Below are 17770 nucleotides of genomic sequence, written 5' to 3'. Positions count from 1 at the left end.
GGGCGTCGGTAAGCAGATCCACCCGGTCCCCCATCCCACGCCCACGGTATAATGTGCGGTTGCTTGCGCGGGGCCATTCCGATCAGGCGTCGACCACGCATCGCGCTACAAATACGATCCACATGGCCCCAATTCGCGGCGGCCCGCAGTCGTTCCGCAGTTGTACTTTTCGCCGCCGCACGGTGCACCCACGTTTGCCGCGGTTTGGCGCCCGGGTTGCACGCCCAGGCCTTCATCTATCGCGCCACTCATCGCTTCTCGCCGGACCATTCTCTATGTCGCAGACCTCAACCCCCGCCGCGCCGACCGCTTCGACTCCGAAGGTCGGATTCGTTTCCCTCGGGTGCCCGAAAGCCCTCGTCGACTCCGAACAGATCATCACGCAACTGCGCGCGGAGGGTTATGAGATCTCCGGCACGTATGACGGCGCGGACCTCGTCGTCGTGAACACGTGCGGCTTCATCGACGAAGCCGTCCAGGAAAGTCTCGACGCGATCGGCGAAGCGCTGAACGAGAACGGCAAGGTGATCGTCACCGGCTGTCTGGGCGCGAAGCAGAGCGCAAGCGGCTCGAACCTGATCGAAGAAGTGCATCCGAAGGTGCTCGCCGTGACGGGCCCGCATGCCGTCGGCGAAGTGATGCAGGCCGTGCATAGCCATCTGCCGAAGCCGCATGATCCGTTCGTCGATCTCGTGCCCGCCGCGGGCATCAAGCTCACGCCGCGTCATTACGCGTATCTGAAGATTTCCGAAGGCTGCAATCACCGCTGCACGTTCTGCATCATTCCTTCGATGCGCGGCGATCTCGTCTCGCGGCCCGTCGCCGAAGTCATGCTCGAAGCGGAGAACCTGTTCAAGTCGGGCGTGAAAGAGCTGCTCGTCATTTCGCAGGACACGAGCGCATATGGCGTCGACGTCAAATACCGCACGGGCTTCTGGAACGGCAAGCCGATCAAGACGCGCATGACGGATCTCGTCGGCGCGCTCGGCGAACTGGCCGCGCAATACGGCGCATGGGTGCGTCTGCACTACGTGTATCCGTATCCGAGCGTCGACGAAGTCATTCCGATGATGGCCGACGGTCCGCTGAAGGGGCACGTGCTGCCGTATCTCGACGTGCCGTTCCAGCACGCGCACCCGGAAGTGCTGAAGCGCATGAAGCGCCCGGCGAATGCCGAGAAGGTGCTCGAGCGCGTGCGCGCATGGCGCGAGATCTGCCCGGACCTGACGATCCGCAGCACGTTCATCGCGGGCTTCCCCGGCGAAACGGAAGAGCAGTTCGAAACGCTGCTGGACTTCATCCGCGAGGCGGAACTCGATCGCGTCGGCTGCTTCGCGTACTCGCCCGTCGAAGGCGCCACGGCCAACGAGCTCGACGGCGCGCTGCCCGACGAAGTTCGCGAGGAGCGCCGCGCGCGCTTCATGGAAGTCGCGGAAGAAGTGTCCGCGAAACGCATCGCGCGCAAGGTCGGCAAGACGCTGAAGGTGCTCGTCGACGAGATCAACGCCGACGGCGGCATCGGCCGCACGGCGGCGGACGCGCCGGAGATCGACGGCGTCGTGTATATCGCGCCCGCGACGAAGGCATCGAAGCGCTACAAGGTCGGCGATTTTGTGTCGGTGAAGATCACGGGCGCCGACGGCCACGACCTGTGGGGCGAGGTCTAAACGATGGCGCCGGGCGCGCTCGCCAGCACGCCGTCCGTCTTCGCGCTCGGCGAGGCGATGGTGGAGTTCAACCAGTCGGAGAAAGACCTGCCGACGTATCTGCAGGGCTTTGGCGGCGACACGTCGAACTTCTGCATCGCGGCCGCGCGGCAGGGCGCATCGACGGGCTTCGTATCGGCCGTTGGCGGCGATCAGTTCGGGCGTCTGCTGCTCGATCTGTGGCAGCGCGAGCACGTCGATACGTCGTTCGTGCGCATCGACGATCAGGCGTCGACGGGCGTGTATTTCGTGTCGCACGGCTTGTCCGGGCATCAGTTCGACTACTTGCGCGCCGGTTCCGCCGCGAGCCGCTACGTGCCGCGCGATCTGCCGCTCGACGCGATTGCCGCAGCGAAGGTCATCCATCTGTCGGGCATCAGCCTCGCGATCAGCGTGAGCGCGTGCGATGCAGCTCTCGCCGCCATCGAACACGCGCGCGCGAACCAGGTGCTCGTCAGCTTCGACACGAATCTGCGCCTGAAGCTCTGGCCGCTCGCGCGGGCGCGCGCGGTGATGCTCGATACGATCCGCCAGACGGACATCTGCCTGCCGAGCTGGGATGACGTCACGGAACTGACAGGGCTCACGAAGCGCGACGACATCGTCGATTTCCTGCTTGCGCAAGGACCGCGTATCGTCGCGCTGAAGCTCGGCAAGGAAGGCTCGTATGTCGCGACGCCCGATGAGCGCCGCGTCGTACCGGGTCACGCGGTCAACGCCGTCGATGCGACGGGCGCGGGCGACTGTTTCGGCGGTGCGTTCATCGCGCGCATCGTCGCGGGCGACGACCCGTTCAGGGCCGCGCGCTATGCAAACGTCGCGGCGGCGCTGTCGACGCAAGGCTTCGGCGCCGTCGCGCCGATTCCCGATCGCGCGACTGTCGAAAAACTCCTCGGCGCTTGAGCGCATCGCACGGCGGCCGCTGCACAATAGCGTCAGGGGGCAACGCGCCAATCCGGCAACTCGGGAAGGTTCAGCGGGACATCGTCGCGTGCTGTCTCCACGAAGCGCGCGGCATTCATCTGAGAAACAAGAGAGAGGAGCAAGCGATGCAACGTGAAGTGGTGGTGGTAAGCGGTGTACGGACCGCAATCGGCGATTTCGGCGGCAGCCTGAAGGACTTCGCGCCTACGGATCTGGGCGCGCGTGTCGTGCGCGAGGCGCTGTCGCGCGCGGACGTGGCCGGCGACGAAGTCGGTCACGTCGTGTTCGGCAGCGTGATCCACACGGAGCCGAAGGACATGTATCTCGCGCGCGTTGCGGCGCTGAACGGCGGTGTCGCGCAGCATGCGCCCGCGCTGACCGTGAACCGGCTGTGCGGTTCCGGGCTGCAAGCGATCGTGTCGGCGGCGCAGAGCGTGCTGCTCGGCGATGCGGACGTCGCGATCGGCGGCGGCGCGGAAAGCATGAGCCGCGCGCCGTACATGATGCCGACGGCGCGCTTCGGCCAGCGCATGGGCAACGCGAGCATGGTCGACATGATGCTCGGCGCGCTGCACGATCCGTTTCAGACGATCCACATGGGCGTGACGGCCGAAAACGTCGCGAAGAAGTACGACATCACGCGCGAAGCGCAGGACGCGCTCGCGCTCGAGTCGCATCGCCGCGCCGCGAAGGCAATCGAAGGCGGCTATTTCAAGGAACAGATTCTGCCGGTCACGATTGCGTCGAAGAAGGGCGACACCGTCTTCGACACGGACGAGCACGTGCGCATGAACGCAACCGCCGACGATTTCGCGAAGCTCAAGCCGGTGTTCGCGAAGGAGAACGGCACGGTCACGGCGGGCAACGCGTCGGGCCTCAACGACGCGGCGGCGGCCGTCGTGCTGATGGAGCGCAGCGTCGCCGAGAAGCGCGGCGCGAAGCCGCTCGCGCGGCTCGTCGCGTACGCACACGCGGGCGTCGATCCGAACTACATGGGCATCGGCCCCGTGCCCGCGACGCAGAAGGTGCTGGAGCGCGCCGGCCTGAAGGTCGGCGATCTCGACGTGATCGAGGCGAACGAGGCATTCGCCGCGCAGGCATGCGCCGTCACGCGGGAACTGGGCCTCGACCCCGCCAAGGTGAATCCGAACGGCTCGGGCATTTCGCTCGGTCATCCGATCGGCGCGACGGGCGCGCTGATCACGGTGAAGGCGCTGTACGAGCTGCAGCGCATCGGCGGGCGCTACGCGCTCGTGACGATGTGCATCGGCGGCGGCCAGGGCATTGCCGCGATCTTCGAGCGCATCTGACGAGGAAATGACGTGTGAACAGGGGACGGCGAGCATGTCGCTGTCCCTTCGCTGAACGAACTTGCGGTATAACCGGTCGAAGCCGTTCCCGCCGCGCTGGACGCCGCGAGCGGGACGTCGAAAGCGGGCCATCACAGGCCGGTTGAAAGGAAACAACGGATGCAGAAGATGAGGTCGAAACAGAGGGCGTCGTGGCCCGTGATGATCGCGGTCGCGGCATTGGCCGTCACGGTGGCGCTGCCCGCCGTGACGCGCGCGCAAAGCGATGCCGTGAAGGCGCCGCCGCCGATCCAGTTGCCGTTGAAGCCGAGCCCCGAGTTCGCGAAGTTTCCGCAATATGCGGGCACGCTCGGCAAGCGGCAGATTGTGCTGCGCCTGGGCGCGAAGACAGACGACCCATCCGGCGTGCACGGCGAGTATCAGTTCGCCGATTCGGGCGAGGTGATCCTGATCGCGGGCGATCGCGACGGCGACACGCTCGAAGTCGAAGAGTCGAACGACGGTACGCACATCACGGGCAACTGGGTCGGCAAGTTTGCCGCCGACGGCTCGCTCGAAGGCGAGCGGATGAACGTCGACGATTCCGATCCGCAAGCGTTCTCGTTGCGGCCGCTCGCGGCAGGACAGGCAGCGGCTGGCGCGGCCGGCAAGAGCGCGGCCGCTCAGTTGCCCGCTCAGACACCCGCTCAGTTGCCAGCACAAGCACAGAAACCGGCGCAACAGCCCACGCAACCGCCCGCACAGGCGCACAAGGGCGGCCAGCCCGTCAACGGCGTGAGCAATCTGACGACGGGCGAATAGGCGCGCCTCGCGCATCACAGACGTACTACCTCACGTACTTCGAATCCACCACCAACTGACCATGACTCAAAAGACTCCGAAGCACGGCTTGCAAACACGCATCGTCCAGCCCGCCGATCAGCTGACGCCCGGTTTCGAATCGTTCTCGGTGCCCGTTGCGCGCGCATCGACGGTCGTTTTTCCGGATCTCGCGGCGATGCGCACGCTCGACTGGCGCAACGACGCGCAATGGCGCTACGGCCTGCACGCAACGCCGACGTCGATCACGCTCGCGCAGCGCCTTGCCGCGCTCGAAGGCGGCAATCACGCGCTGTTGCAGCCGTCCGGCCTGTCGTCGATTTCGAACGTGTACTTCGGCCTCGTGAAATCGGGCGACGACGTGTTGATTCCTGACAACGTCTATTCGCCGAACCGTGACCACGCCGAGTGGCTCGCGAAGGACTTCGGCATCAGCGCGCGCTACTACGATCCGCTGATCGGCGCGGGCATCGCCGACCTGATCCAGCCAAACACGAAGCTGATCTGGCTCGAAGCGCCGGGCTCGGTGACGATGGAAGTGTCCGACATTCCCGCGATCACGGCCGTCGCCCGCGCACGCGGCGTCATCACCGCGATCGACAACACGTGGTCGGCGGGCCTCACGTTTCGTCCGTTCGATCACGGCGTCGATATTTCGATGCAGGCGCTCACGAAGTACCAGTCGGGCGGCAGCGACGTGCTGATGGGCGCGACGATCACCGTGGACCGTGACCTGCATCTGAAGCTGAAGCTCGCGCGGATGCGCATGGGCATCGGGGTGTCGTCGGACGATTGCTCGCTGATCCTGCGCAGCCTGCCGTCGATGAAAGTGCGCTTCGAGCAGCATGACAAGAGCGCGCTCGAACTCGCGAAGTGGTTGAAGACGCGGCGCGAAATCGCGGCGGTGCTGCATCCGGCGCTGCCCGACTGCCCGGGCCACGCGTTTTACAAGCGCGATTTCACGGGCGCGGGCGGGCTGTTCTCAGTCGTGTTCAACGAGCGCTATACGCCCGTGCAGATCGACACGTTCTGCGAATCGCTCGAACTGTTCTCGCTAGGCTGGAGCTGGGGCGGCGCGCAGAGTCTCGCGATGCCGTACAACGTCGCGTCGATGCGCACCGAGTCCCAATGGCCGCATCGCGGCACGCTGGTGCGCTTCTACGTCGGCCTCGAAGACGAAGCGGATCTGCGCGCGGATATCGAGCGTTGCCTCGCGGCGCTGGCTGCCTGACGGCTGCATTCGCCGCCTGATTTTAAGTCAGGCGGCTTCGCAAACGGAAAGGCCCGCTCGGTTCCGAGCGGGCCTTTCGCGTTTTCACATCATCGGCGATGCAAGCGCGCCGGCTCAGAAGAGCCGCAACAGCCCATCGAGCCCGACGTGATTGAACGCAACGCTCGCAGCCTCGCGCACGACAGGCTTCGCGCGGAACGCGACCGACAGGCCCGCAACCGACATCATCTTCAGATCGTTCGAGCCGTCGCCCATCGCGATCGCACGCGACGGTTCGATACCGAGCTTGTCGCACGCTTCGCGCAGCGTGCGCGCCTTCACGTCCGCGTTGACGATTTCGCCGAGCACGCGGCCCGTCAGCTTGCCGTCGACGATCTCCAGCGTGTTCGCGCGCGTGAAATCGAGGATGAGGCGCGCCTGTAGCTTTTCGGTGAAGAACGTGAAGCCGCCCGACACCAGCAGCGTCTTCAGACCCGCCGCCTTCGCGCCCGCCAGCATCTTTTCCGCGCCCGGCGACAGACGCAGGCGTTCTTCGTAGACCTTTTCGAGCGCGCTCGCGTCGAGGCCCTTGAGCAGCGCGACGCGGCGCGTGAGGCTTTCGTTGAAATCCTTGATCTCGCCGCGCATCGCCGCTTCCGTGATGGCCGCCACTTCGGCCTTCAATCCGCAGAAATCCGCGATCTCGTCGACGCACTCGATCGTGATCAACGTCGAATCCATGTCCATCGCGACGAGGCCGAAGTCGGTCAACCGGCGGCCCGCTTCGACGAACGCGTAGTCGAGCGAATGCGTCGAGCAGTACACGTCGAGGTCGGCGCGCTGCGCGACGTCGGCGTCGTCGATGCGCACCGCGTGCGGATCGATCACGGTGAGTTTCGAACCGCGCGACAACGCGGCGAGCGGCTTGTGGTGTTCGGCGGCAAGAGGCGCGAGGCTTTGGATGACGAGATTCATGTCGACGCGGAAAATGGGCGCGCAATGTGTGGCATGCGCGCGTGAAATGTGCAGCGGGAGAGCACGGGAAATCCGGCTATTGTAACGGTTCCGCGCGCGACGGCCGGTCGCGCGGGTGGAGCGGCGATGCTCGTGATGGCGGCATGGTTCATACTTTCGAATCGAAGTAATTAGCCGCGACGCGCGGAGAAGAACAACATGGGGACATAAATGAATCCGTCTCATGCGACGACAACCGATGCCGACATCGCCTGCGATTTCGACTTGCGGCATCTCGATGCATCGTTTCACGCCGACCCGTATCCCGTCTATCGCGCGCTGCGCACGCACGAGCCCGTCAAGCGCATGCCCGATGGCTCTCTATTTCTCACGCGCTATCGCGACGTGCAGGCCGTCTATCGCGATCCCAAGACCTTCAGCTCCGACAAGAAAGTCGAGTTCGCGCCCAAATACGGCGCGACGCCGCTTTTCCAACATCACACGACGAGCCTCGTGTTCAACGATCCGCCGCTGCATACACGCGTGCGCAAGCTGATCGCAGGCGCATTGACGGCGCGCGCGATCGCGGCGATGGAAGACGGCCTGGTCCGACTCGTCGACGGCCTGCTCGATCGCGCAGCCGCGCGCGGCGAGATCGATCTGATCAGCGACTTCGCGGCCGCAATTCCCGTCGAAGTGATCGGCAATCTGCTCGACGTGCCGCACGACGAACGCGAGCCGTTGCGCGACTGGTCGCTGGCGATTCTCGGCGCGCTCGAGCCGACGCTCACGCCGGCGCAGCACGAACGCGGCAACCGCGCGGTGACGGAGTTCGTCGCGTATCTGAAGGACCTCGTCGCGCGACGCCGCGCGAAGCCCGGCGATCCACAGCACGACGTGCTCACGCGCCTGATCCAGGGCGAGGAGGGCGGCGAGCAGCTGTCCGAAGTCGAGCTGCTGCAGAACTGCATCTTCATTCTCAACGCCGGCCACGAAACGACGACGAATCTGATCGGCAACGGTCTCGTCACGTTGAGCGTGTGGACGGCCGAGCGGGATGCGTTGCTGCGCGAGCCGGATCTGATCGAAAGCGCCGTCGAGGAATGCCTGCGCTTCGAGAGTTCGAACCAGCTCGGCAACCGGATGACGATCCTCGACACGGAGATCGGCGGCGTGCCTGTGACGGCGGGCACGCCCGTCACGTTGTGCATCGGCGCGGCGAATCGCGATCCCGGGCAGTTTGCCGAGCCCGATTGCTTCGACATCCGACGCACGCCGAACCGCCATCTCGCGTTCGGTTTCGGCATTCATCAGTGCGCGGGACTGTCGCTTGCGCGCCTCGAAGCACGCATCGCGATCGGACGGTTCGTGCGGCGCTTTCCGTCGTACAGAATCAGCGGCGAGCCGACGCGCGGCGGACGCGTGCGTTTTCGCGGCTATGCATCGGTGCCGTGCGCCGTTGCTTGAGCCGGATGAGCCAAGACCCAACGGACGGGAAACTGACTCGAAGCGCACGCCCGTAGCTTTTTCCGCGCACACGCAAGACTTACGGCGCCGCTGGCCGCCGTCGCGGCGATGCGTGGAAGCAGACGCAAGCCGGGTCGCTGAAAGTCTGGGCACGCTTGCTGCTTCGCAAGGAGTTCAACTTCGGGGAGCGCGCTATGCCTCATATGATCTGGAAAGGCGCGATCAGCTTCGGCCTCGTGCATGTGCCCGTGCAACTTTATCCCGCCACGAGGTCCGGGAAGGTCGGCTTCAATCTGCTCGACAAGCGCACGATCGATCCCATCGGCTATCGGCAGATCAACAAGCGCACGGGGAAGGAAGTGACGCGAGACAACATCGTGCGCGGCTACGAGTACAAGAAGGACCGATACGTCGTGCTGACTGACGAGGAGATTCGCGCGGCGAACCCCGAATCGACGCAGACGGTCGACATACTCGCGTTCGTCGAGGCGCCCGATATCTCGTTTCTCTATCTCGACACGCCGTATTACCTCGCGCCCGACCGCAAGGGCGAAAAGGTCTACGCACTGCTGCGCGACGCGATGAAAGAGTCGGGCAAGGTCGGCGTGGCGAGCGTCGTGTTGCACAACAGGCAGCATCTCGCCGCGCTGATTCCCGCCGGGCCCGTGCTCGCGCTCAATACGCTGCGCTGGGCCGAAGAAGTGCGTTCCCTCGACGAATTCAAATTGCCCGACGAAAGCGCGAAGAAGTCGGGCGTCACGGCGCGCGAACTCGACATGGCGAAAAAGCTGATCGACGATATGAGCGATACATGGAACCCGTCCGGGTACAAGGACACGTTTCGCGACGACATTCTCGCGCTCGTCGACAAGAAGGTGCGCGCGGGCAAGATCGAGGAAGTCATGGACTTCGAGACGCCGCGCGAATCGCGCCCATCGGCGGATATTCTCGACTTTTCGGATTTGTTGAAGCGCAGCCTTGGACGCGGCAAGGGCAAACCGGCGGCACGCGCCGCGCGCAATACAGAGGATGCCGAACGGGCGGAAGCGGCGGACCGGGACGAAGAGTCGGAAGAAGCCGAACAGGCGTCCACGAAATCGCGTGCGCCCGCGAAGAAATCGGCGCGCCGCGCGACGGGCACGGCCGCGCGCAAGAGCACGTCATCCACGGCGCGCAAGCGTCGCGCGGCGTGATCCGTCAATGCGGGGCGAACGCAACGCAAACAATGTAAAGCGCAAACAGTCACCATGACGGACAAACTCGAGACCTATCATCGCAAGCGCCGTTTCGACAGGACACCTGAACCGTCGGGGATCGCTGCGCGCGCCACAAGCGCAAAAAGCGCGAAGAGCACGCCGAAGACGAAGCGCGCCACGAATACGCCAGCAACAGCGGCCTCAAAGCACGCGCTGTCGTTCGTGATCCAGGAGCATGACGCGCGTCGTCTGCATTACGACTTCCGTCTCGAACTCGACGGCACGCTGAAGTCGTGGGCCGTGCCGAAAGGGCCGAGTCTCGATCCGTCGGTGAAGCGTCTCGCTGTGCACGTCGAGGATCATCCGTTGGAGTACGGATCGTTCGAAGGCGACATTCCCGAGGGCAACTACGGCGCGGGCTCGGTGATCGTCTGGGATCGCGGCACATGGGAGCCCGTCGGCGGCGAAGCGGGCGCGCGCGAAGCGTATGCGGCGGGCAAGCTCAAGTTTCATCTGGACGGCGAGAAGCTGCGCGGCGGCTGGACGCTCGTGCGCAGCCACATGCAAGGCAGCGGCGACAAGGAGCAGTGGCTGCTCATCAAGGAACGCGACGACGAAGCGCGCAGCGAAGCCGAATTCGACGTGCTCGAAGCGATGCAGGGCAGCGTGATATCCGACGCGCCGGGCGCGCGCGGCGGCGGGGACGGCGCGGGGAAGTGGAAGACCAACGCACAACGCGCAAACGTATCGATCAGGCCAACAAAGGCAACCGCATCGCGCAGAGCCAAAGGCTCGCCCGACGGGCATCCCGACATCGTCGCGACGCGCAGTCCCGAGTCGTTGCGCGAGCTGGCCGTTCATCCGTCGATCGAAGGCGCCGTCGAGGCGAAGATGTCCGCGACGCTCAAGCCGCAACTCGCGACGCTCGTCGATACCGCGCCCGCCGGCGGCGACTGGCTCTACGAAATCAAGTTCGACGGCTATCGGGTGCTCGCCCGTATCGATCATCAGGCGAAAGAGCCCGTCAAAGTCTTCACGCGCGCGGGCAACGACTGGACCGCGAAGTTTCGCAAGCAGGCGCAGGCGTTCGAGCGCATCGGGCTCGACTGCGCGTGGCTCGATGGGGAAGCCGTGGTGCTCGACAGCGACGGCGTGCCGAGCTTCCAGCTGCTGCAAAACGCCTTCGATGCGAACCGGCCGCAGGACATCACGCTCTATCTGTTCGATCTGCCGTATCTGAACGGCTACGATCTGCGGGGCGTGCCGCTCGTGCAGCGGCGCGCGATTCTGCGCGCGCTGATGGAAACCGTCGACGACGACACGCTGCGTTTCTCCGACGACTTCGGCCATGACGCCGGCGAACTGCTGGAGAGCGCATGCGCGATGAACCTCGAAGGGATTATCGGCAAGAGGCGCGACAGTCACTACGCGTCGGGCCGCGCGCCATCGTGGATCAAGCTCAAGTGCCGGCGGCGCCAGGAGTTCGTGATCGGCGGCTATACGGAGCCCGCGGGCAGCCGCGAAGCGTTCGGCGCGCTGCTGCTCGGCGTGTACGACACGAAGGGCAAACTGCAATACGCGGGGCGCGTCGGCACGGGCTTCAATGCGGCCTTGCTGCGCTCGATGAAGCAACAACTCGATGCGCGCGAAACGGCGAAGATGCCGTTCGCGAGCGAGCCGCGCGAACGCAGCCGCACGCCTGTGCATTGGGTGAAGCCCGAACTCGTCGCCGAATGCAATTTCGCGGAATGGACAAGTGACGGCGTCGTGCGGCAGGCGTCGTTCGTCAGCTTGCGCAGCGACAAGCCCGCGAAGCAGATCGTTCACGAAACGCCGCACAAGGGAGCCGACGTGGACCAGATGAACGAAGAGCCGGACGCGGACAACGCGAAGACGTCGATCGCAAAGAGATCGACGGCAAAAGCATCGACGGCGAAGAAGCCGGACGCGCAGGCGGCAAGCGCAACGACTACGAAGCGTTCGGGCTCAACGACAACCGTGGCGGGCGTGCGCATCTCGCACCCCGATCGCGTGATCGACAAGAGCACCGGCGTACGCAAGATCGAACTCGTCGAATACTACGAGTCCGTTGCGTCGTGGATGCTGCCGCATCTGAAGGACCGGCCCGTCGCGCTCGTGCGCGCGCCCGACGATATCGGCGGCGAGCTGTTCTTTCAGAAGCACAGCCAGAAGCTGTCGATTCCAAACATCACGCAGCATCCCGGGCTGGACCCGGATCATCCGCCGCTGCTGACGGTCGAGAGCGACGCGGCGCTCGTCGGCGCGGCGCAGATGGGCACGATCGAGCTGCATACGTGGAATGCGGTCGCCGCGAACATCGAAAAGCCCGACCGCATGGTGTTCGATCTCGACCCGGACCCGGCGCTCGGCTGGAAGCGGATGATCGAGGCGGCGCAGCTCACGCGCGAGCTGCTCAAAGAACTCGGCCTCGCATCGTTCTGCAAGACGAGCGGCGGCAAGGGCCTGCATGTCGTCGTGCCGATCGCGAAGCAGCTCGGCTGGGACGACGTGAAGGCGTTCTCGCAAGCCGTCGCGCAGCACATGGCGAACGCGCTGCCGAAGCACTTCGCCGCGAAGATGGGCGCGCAGAACCGCAAGGGCAAGATCTTCGTCGACTATCTGCGCAACAACCGCGGATCGAGCACTGTGTGCGCGTATTCGTTGCGCGCGCGTCCGGGGCTGGGCGTTTCGGTGCCGCTTGCTTGGGACGAGGTGCCCGATACGACGGCAGGCGATCAGTGGAGCATCGCGAACGTGCATGAACGGCTCGATGCGTTGAAGAGCGATCCGTGGGCCGCCTACGCAAAGACGAAGCAGCGCATCACCGCGCAGATGCGGGGCAGGCTCGATACGGCGGAGCATGAATGAGCGCTGCGTCTTCGAACGACTTCATGGGAGGCCACTCGACAGCGAGGCGCGCAATGTGCTCATGCATGAAAGAAGCACCGCACCTGAACGTGGGAGAGGATCATGAAGACATCGCAGCAGCACGCGACAGGCGACGATCATCAACGGCAGACGCAGCGTCCGGAAGGCAACGACAATTCGAGCTCGCCGGATCGTCCTTTCGAGGACAAGGCCGCACCATTGCCGCATGAAAACGATCAGAGCGCCGGATCGCAGGAAGAGCACGAGCCGCGCGGCGTCGGCAAGCAGGCGCATCGCGATCTCGAACACGGGCTCGAAGACACCGACCTGCGGGGCGGCAGCGACTATCAGGCGCGTACGCAGAACGATGCGAACGTGAACAGGAATTCCGCAACGCGAGGCAAGCAGGACACGTCCACGACTCAAGGCAAACGCCGTTGACCGAACGGCATGCGATGCGCCTGCCGTGCCGTCACCTGAAAGCGCGTGCCGCGTCGCTTCATAGAGGATCGGCGTCCCAGTACGGCGGGTCGCCGAAATGCGCGGCGAGAAAATCGATGAACGCGATTGTCTTCGGCGGCACGAACGCGCGCGACGGATACACCGCCCAGATCGCGACCGTCTCCGCCAGCGGATACGTGTCGAGCACCGTCACCAGCGCGCCGCTGCGCAGATACGGCGCGACGTCCCACGTCGATTTCAGCGCGATGCCGAAGCCCGCCAGCAGCGCATCGCGGATCACCTCGCCGTTGTCGGTCGCGAGCCGGCCGCCGACGCGCACGTTCAGCGGGCCCGTCGGCGTGACGAACGACCAGTCGCGCTGATCGGAGAGGATCACACATTCGTGCTGCGCGAGATCGGCCGGATGGTGCGGCGTACCGCGTTCGGCAAGGTACGACGGCGCGCAGCAGATCACGCGCCGGTTCACCGCGAGGCGCCGCGCGACCAGCGACGAATCCTTCAGCGCACCAAGACGGATGCCGACGTCGACGCCGGCATCGACGAGATCGACGACGGTGTCCGTGAGCCGCAAGTCGACGCTCACGCCGGGATAGCGGCGCAAGAACTGCGCGATCACGGGCGAAACGTGCTGCCGCCCGAACGACGACGGCATCGACACGCGCAACCGTCCCTGCGGCTCCGCCTGCCCACGGCCCACCGATGCGCGCGCGGCCGACGCCGCGTCGAGCAGCGCCTCGGCGCGCGCCATGAAGACTTCGCCGTCCTGCGTGAGGCTGACGCGGCGCGTCGTCCGGTGCAGCAGGCGGGCGCCCAGCAGCCGCTCGAGACTGGCGATGCGCGCGCTCGCGACGGCGGGCGACAGCCCGAACTCGCGTCCCGCCGCCGACACGTTCGCGAGCAGCGCGGCGCGCACGAAGAGCGCGACGTCCAGCAGATCGAGCCGGTCTCGCTCGTCGGCGGAAGACGCAATAGGGAACGCGGCGGCGTCGGGTTTCATCGATTATTTGGAAAATCCAGAAAATGTTTCAGTCATTATGCTGGTTTTCAGAGGGTAAAGAATTTTCTACGATTCAGTCAATGCGAACGGCGCCGCGCGTGCCGCCGAAGCTCGAATCCCGTCAAAGACTTCACACGAATCAAGGAGCCGTCATGAAAGCCGTAGGTCTCACCCGTTACCTGCCCATCGACAATCCCGAGTCGCTCGTCGATATCGAAATCGACAAGCCGCAGCCGACGAGCCACGATATCCTCGTGAAGGTCGAGGCGATTTCCGTGAACCCGGTCGACTACAAGGTGCGCGCGCCGAAGGACACCGTCGAGAAGACGCCGCGCGTGCTCGGCTGGGACGCGGCGGGGATCGTCGAGGCCGTCGGCCCTGATGTGACGCTGTTCAAGGCCGGCGACCCCGTGTTCTACGCGGGCAGCATCACGCGGCCGGGCGCGAACAGCGAGTTCCATCTCGTCGACGAGCGCATCGTCGGCCGCAAGCCGGCGTCGCTGGATTTCACACAGGCGGCCGCGCTGCCACTCACGGCGATCACCGCGTGGGAAGCACTGTTCGATCGCCTCGGCGTGTCGCCGCAGGGCGCGGACGTGGGCAAGTCGGTGCTGATCATCGGCGGCGCGGGCGGCGTCGGCTCGATCGGCATTCAGCTCGCGAAGCAGCTGGCGAAGCTCACCGTGATCGCGACGGCGTCGCGCCCCGAGTCGGCGAAATGGGCGAGCGGGCTCGGCGCGGATCACATTGTCGATCACTTCGGCGACATGCCCGCGCAGCTGAAGCAGCTCGGCTTCGAACAGGTCGATTACGTGCTGATGTTCAACGACACCGACCGCCACTTTCCAGCGGCCGCCGCCGTCATCAAGCCGCAGGGCGGCATTGCGACGATCGTCGAGAACGCGAAGCCGGTTCCCATCGAGCTGCTGAAGGCGAAGAGCGCCGCGTTTCACTGGGAGTTCATGTTCACGCGCTCGATGTTCGGCACGCCGGACATGATCGAGCAGCACAAGCTGCTGACGGAAGTCGCGCGCCTGATCGACGCGGGCACGCTGCGCACGACGGTCGGCGAAAACCTCGGAACGATCAACGCGGAGAATCTGCGCCGCGCACACAAGCTGCTCGAGCAAGGGCGCGCTATCGGCAAGCTGGTGCTGAGCGGGTTCTGATGCCGCGCGTTTGACGCTGTTATCACGTTGCCGCTGCTGCAAGTGAAGGGCGCATGAACCGTCATGCGCCCTTCATGCTCTGGACATGCACTGGACACGCCGCGCCATTCATCCTTCATCCCGATGCCGCATCGAATTCGTGCACGCGGCGACGGTCAAATGGACAAGATCACGGACGGATCGCGCACGCACAAACGCGCGGTTGCGCAAGCGGGGTAATACCCGATTCCCGCGAAGCCCGCGCCCGTCCGCTTGGCGTTAGACTGCTTCTGCATCATGCAAACCTGCTGCGCGCCTTCGGCGCCTCCGCAACGCATGGCCGCGCCAGCAGCACAACAACGAGGTGACAGTATGGGCATCAGCGTCAAACTTCCCGCCGTTTCTGTTGTGACTTCTCTCGCATGCGCCGCTTTCGTGCTCGCCGCGACGCCGGCGCCCGCGCGCGCGGCGACGCCGATCACCGTGACGTCGCAGGCGCCCACGGACGGTCCCATCCGCTATACCGTCAAGGTGACGTCGAAGCAGTTCGGCAACTCGCAGGAAACGCGCACGATCCGCTCCGGGGAATCCGACGACTTCACGTGGAAGACGGTGCCGCCGGGCGGCCCCGTCGCGGCCGATGGCGATTGCCCCAACATGTCGTCATTGCCCGTCGATACGAACGGCGCGATGATCCGCCAGACGCAGATCCGTTTCGCGCCCGTCGTCGCGAAGGACGGCACCGCGACCGTGCAGATGAACTTCCAGGCGCAGACGCCGAAAGGCACGAAGACGGTGACGAACAACGGCAAGTCGCTCAAGTGTCCGAACTACACGAGCGTGAGCCAGGTGCTGCGCTTCACGATGCCGACCAACGGCAGCACGAAGACGCTGACGCTGAGCGACGGCTCGCAGGTGTCGATCACGGCGAAGCGCTAGCGGAGCAGTGGCTCCAGCGGCACCATCGTCGCGCCCGCATGCCACATGAGTCGCATGCGTTGAATGATTGCATGCGGCGTGCATGTATCGACGATCGTCGCTCGTGACGGGCTGCGCGCACGACCACGCGCGCGCCCGGCTGACGTCTAGCTTCGCCCCGATGCGCGCTCGACGAGCCGCGACGCGAGAAACCGGTGCTCGTGCGAAAAGAGCCGCCGGTAAGTGAGCAGCACGGCGCCCACCGTGCCGAGCGCCGACGATGCCGCGATCAGGAACATGATCACGATTTGATAGCGCACGGCCTGCAACGGCGATTGTCCGGCGAGCACCTGGCCTGTCATCATCCCCGGCAGGCTCACGACGCCGACCACGGCCATCTGGTTGAGCGTCGGGATCATGCCCGCGCGCACGGCCTGGCGTGCCGGTCCCTGCGCCGCCTCCCAGCGCGTCGCGCCGAGCGCGAGCGCCATGTCGACGCGGTCTCTGCGCGCCGTCAGTTCCTCCGTCATCCGTTCGATGCCGAGCGACACGCCCGTCAGCGTGTTGCCGAGAATCATCCCGAGAATCGGTATTGCGTATTGCGGCTCGTACCACGGGCGAATGCGGATCACCGCGAAAAGAGCGATTGCCGCGACGAGCCACGCGCTTGCCCAGATCGACATGATGCTGTCTGCGCGCTGTCCCGCGTAGGTGCGCGAGCCGCGTCCCGCGCCCGCGAAGCCCGCGATCAGCGTCATCACGATCATCAGCGGCAGCACGACGTACCAGCGCCCGTATGCGAACACCCATGCGAGCACATAGCCGATCGCGAGCAGCTGGACGACGGTGCGCACGGCTGCCCACGCGAGCTTGCGTTCGAGATCGAGCTTCAGCGCCACCGACACCGCGCCGTTCACGACGATCAAAAGTGCCGCGAGCCCGACATCCCACAGACTGAGGTTTTGCAAGGTCATCGCTTGATCCTGGTTGTGGTGTCGGCGGACGCGTTCGCGCGTGTGGCTGCCTGAGTGCCCGATTGCGCTTCGCCGAGCACGCCTTCGCGCATCGTCAGGTGGCGGGTGCTCACGCGCGCGGCCTGCGCGAGATCGTGCGATACCCACAGCCACGCGCGCGCATCCGGCGCGGCATCGAACCATGCGCGCAGCAGCGCTTCGATCGCACGTGCGGATTCGGGATCGAGCGATGCCGTCGGCTCGTCGAGCAGCAGCACGTCGGGCGCGAGCTGCAACACACGGATCAGCGCGGCGATCTGCGCTTCGCCGCCCGACAGCTCGCTTGCGCGGCGGTCGAGAAAATCGTTCGCGCGCCCGGCTTGCGACGCGAGCTTCGCGGCCTGCTCGCGATCGAAGCGCACGTCGCGATACGCGTGCAGCGTGTACGGGTAGCGCAGATTGTCTTCGACAGTGCCGTCGAGCAGCGCGGGCCGCTGACGCATATACGCGATGTGCCGCCGGTAGCGCGGAATCGCCGCGCGCGCGATGCGCTTGCCTTGCCACAGCACCTCGCCGCCGTCGAGCGGATCGAGCAGCGCGAGCGCGCGCATGAACACGCTCTTGCCGGAGCCCGATGGGCCCGTGATCGAGATGCGCGCACCGGCATCGATGGCGACGCTCGTCGCATGCAGCAGCGTCTCGCCGCGCGCCGCATCGCGCCGCACGATGTCTTTCGCGTGGACGAGCGGTGTGTCCGAGGTGTGGGTGTCGTGAGGCATGGTCAAATGGAATCTGTCGCAGCGCATCATCATAGCGG

15 protein-coding genes are annotated in these 17770 nt (G+C 65.4%); 11 read left to right on the top strand and 4 right to left on the bottom strand.

Annotation, left to right across the window (positions count from 1 at the left end; translation table 11 throughout):
* Positions 1–275 precede the first annotated feature (275 nt).
* The 5 genes from rimO to BN2476_RS19395 all read left to right on the top strand — a co-directional run bounded on the left by rimO (position 276) and on the right by BN2476_RS19395 (position 5990).
* The gene (rimO, locus tag BN2476_RS19415; protein WP_087735783.1) at positions 276–1667 is read left to right on the top strand and encodes a 30S ribosomal protein S12 methylthiotransferase RimO; all 1392 of its coding nucleotides are present in this window, start codon (positions 276–278) and stop codon (positions 1665–1667) included.
* A gap of 3 nt (positions 1668–1670) precedes the next feature.
* A complete protein-coding gene (locus BN2476_RS19410; protein WP_087735782.1) occupies positions 1671–2609 on the top strand; it encodes a sugar kinase in 939 nt (312 codons plus the stop codon).
* Positions 2610–2755: 146 nt separating this feature from the next.
* Positions 2756–3940 carry a beta-ketothiolase BktB gene (gene bktB, locus BN2476_RS19405; protein WP_087735781.1) on the top strand — a complete coding sequence of 395 codons (1185 nt, stop codon included), beginning with the start codon at positions 2756–2758 and terminating at the stop codon, positions 3938–3940.
* A 159-nt stretch (positions 3941–4099) separates the two neighbouring features.
* Positions 4100–4741, top strand: a complete 642-nt coding sequence (locus BN2476_RS19400) for a hypothetical protein (RefSeq protein WP_087735780.1) — start codon at positions 4100–4102, stop codon at positions 4739–4741.
* Positions 4742–4802: 61 nt separating this feature from the next.
* The gene (locus BN2476_RS19395) at positions 4803–5990 is read left to right on the top strand and encodes a cystathionine beta-lyase (protein ID WP_087735779.1); all 1188 of its coding nucleotides are present in this window, start codon (positions 4803–4805) and stop codon (positions 5988–5990) included.
* A gap of 114 nt (positions 5991–6104) precedes the next feature.
* Here BN2476_RS19395 and serB read toward each other — a convergent pair whose 3' ends face one another.
* Complete coding sequence (gene serB, locus BN2476_RS19390) at positions 6105–6944, bottom strand: phosphoserine phosphatase SerB (RefSeq protein WP_087735778.1); 840 nt, start codon at positions 6942–6944, stop codon at positions 6105–6107.
* A gap of 210 nt (positions 6945–7154) precedes the next feature.
* Between serB and BN2476_RS19385 the strand changes: the two genes are divergently transcribed.
* From BN2476_RS19385 to BN2476_RS19370, 4 genes are all read left to right on the top strand, one after another.
* Positions 7155–8390: a cytochrome P450 gene (locus tag BN2476_RS19385; RefSeq protein ID WP_087735777.1), complete on the top strand. Its 1236-nt coding sequence runs from the start codon at positions 7155–7157 to the stop codon at positions 8388–8390.
* Positions 8391–8584: 194 nt separating this feature from the next.
* Positions 8585–9583, top strand: a complete 999-nt coding sequence (gene ku / locus BN2476_RS19380; protein WP_087735776.1) for a non-homologous end joining protein Ku — start codon at positions 8585–8587, stop codon at positions 9581–9583.
* A gap of 54 nt (positions 9584–9637) precedes the next feature.
* Positions 9638–12475 (top strand): DNA ligase D, encoded by a 2838-nt coding sequence (gene ligD / locus BN2476_RS19375; protein ID WP_087735775.1) that lies wholly within the window; start codon positions 9638–9640, stop codon positions 12473–12475.
* A gap of 102 nt (positions 12476–12577) precedes the next feature.
* Positions 12578–12916, top strand: a complete 339-nt coding sequence (locus BN2476_RS19370; RefSeq protein WP_087735774.1) for a hypothetical protein — start codon at positions 12578–12580, stop codon at positions 12914–12916.
* Positions 12917–12974: 58 nt separating this feature from the next.
* Here BN2476_RS19370 and BN2476_RS19365 read toward each other — a convergent pair whose 3' ends face one another.
* Positions 12975–13934, bottom strand: coding sequence for a LysR family transcriptional regulator (locus tag BN2476_RS19365; protein ID WP_087735773.1), 960 nt, complete (start codon positions 13932–13934; stop codon positions 12975–12977).
* A 152-nt stretch (positions 13935–14086) separates the two neighbouring features.
* On the opposite strand from BN2476_RS19365, the gene BN2476_RS19360 reads away from it, so the two are divergent.
* Together BN2476_RS19360 and BN2476_RS19355 are read left to right on the top strand one after the other, a co-directional pair.
* A complete protein-coding gene (locus BN2476_RS19360) occupies positions 14087–15103 on the top strand; it encodes a zinc-binding alcohol dehydrogenase family protein (protein ID WP_087735962.1) in 1017 nt (338 codons plus the stop codon).
* A 351-nt stretch (positions 15104–15454) separates the two neighbouring features.
* Entirely contained in the window at positions 15455–16021 is a 567-nt protein-coding gene (locus tag BN2476_RS19355; RefSeq protein ID WP_087735772.1) for a DUF6013 family protein, read from the top strand.
* A gap of 146 nt (positions 16022–16167) precedes the next feature.
* Here BN2476_RS19355 and BN2476_RS19350 read toward each other — a convergent pair whose 3' ends face one another.
* Both BN2476_RS19350 and BN2476_RS19345 read right to left on the bottom strand, forming a co-directional pair.
* Positions 16168–16974 (bottom strand): ABC transporter permease, encoded by an 807-nt coding sequence (locus BN2476_RS19350; protein ID WP_087735771.1) that lies wholly within the window; start codon positions 16972–16974, stop codon positions 16168–16170.
* Positions 16971–17732, bottom strand: a complete 762-nt coding sequence (locus tag BN2476_RS19345; RefSeq protein WP_087735961.1) for an ABC transporter ATP-binding protein — start codon at positions 17730–17732, stop codon at positions 16971–16973. Before BN2476_RS19345 ends, BN2476_RS19350 begins: the two co-directional genes overlap by 4 nt.
* Positions 17733–17770 lie beyond the last annotated feature (38 nt).

The organism is Paraburkholderia piptadeniae (assembly GCF_900007165.1).
Taxonomy (GTDB): Bacteria; Pseudomonadota; Gammaproteobacteria; order Burkholderiales; family Burkholderiaceae; genus Paraburkholderia; species Paraburkholderia piptadeniae.
Note: the sequence above shows the minus strand (reverse complement) of the source record. Positions and strands in the feature narration are given on the sequence as shown.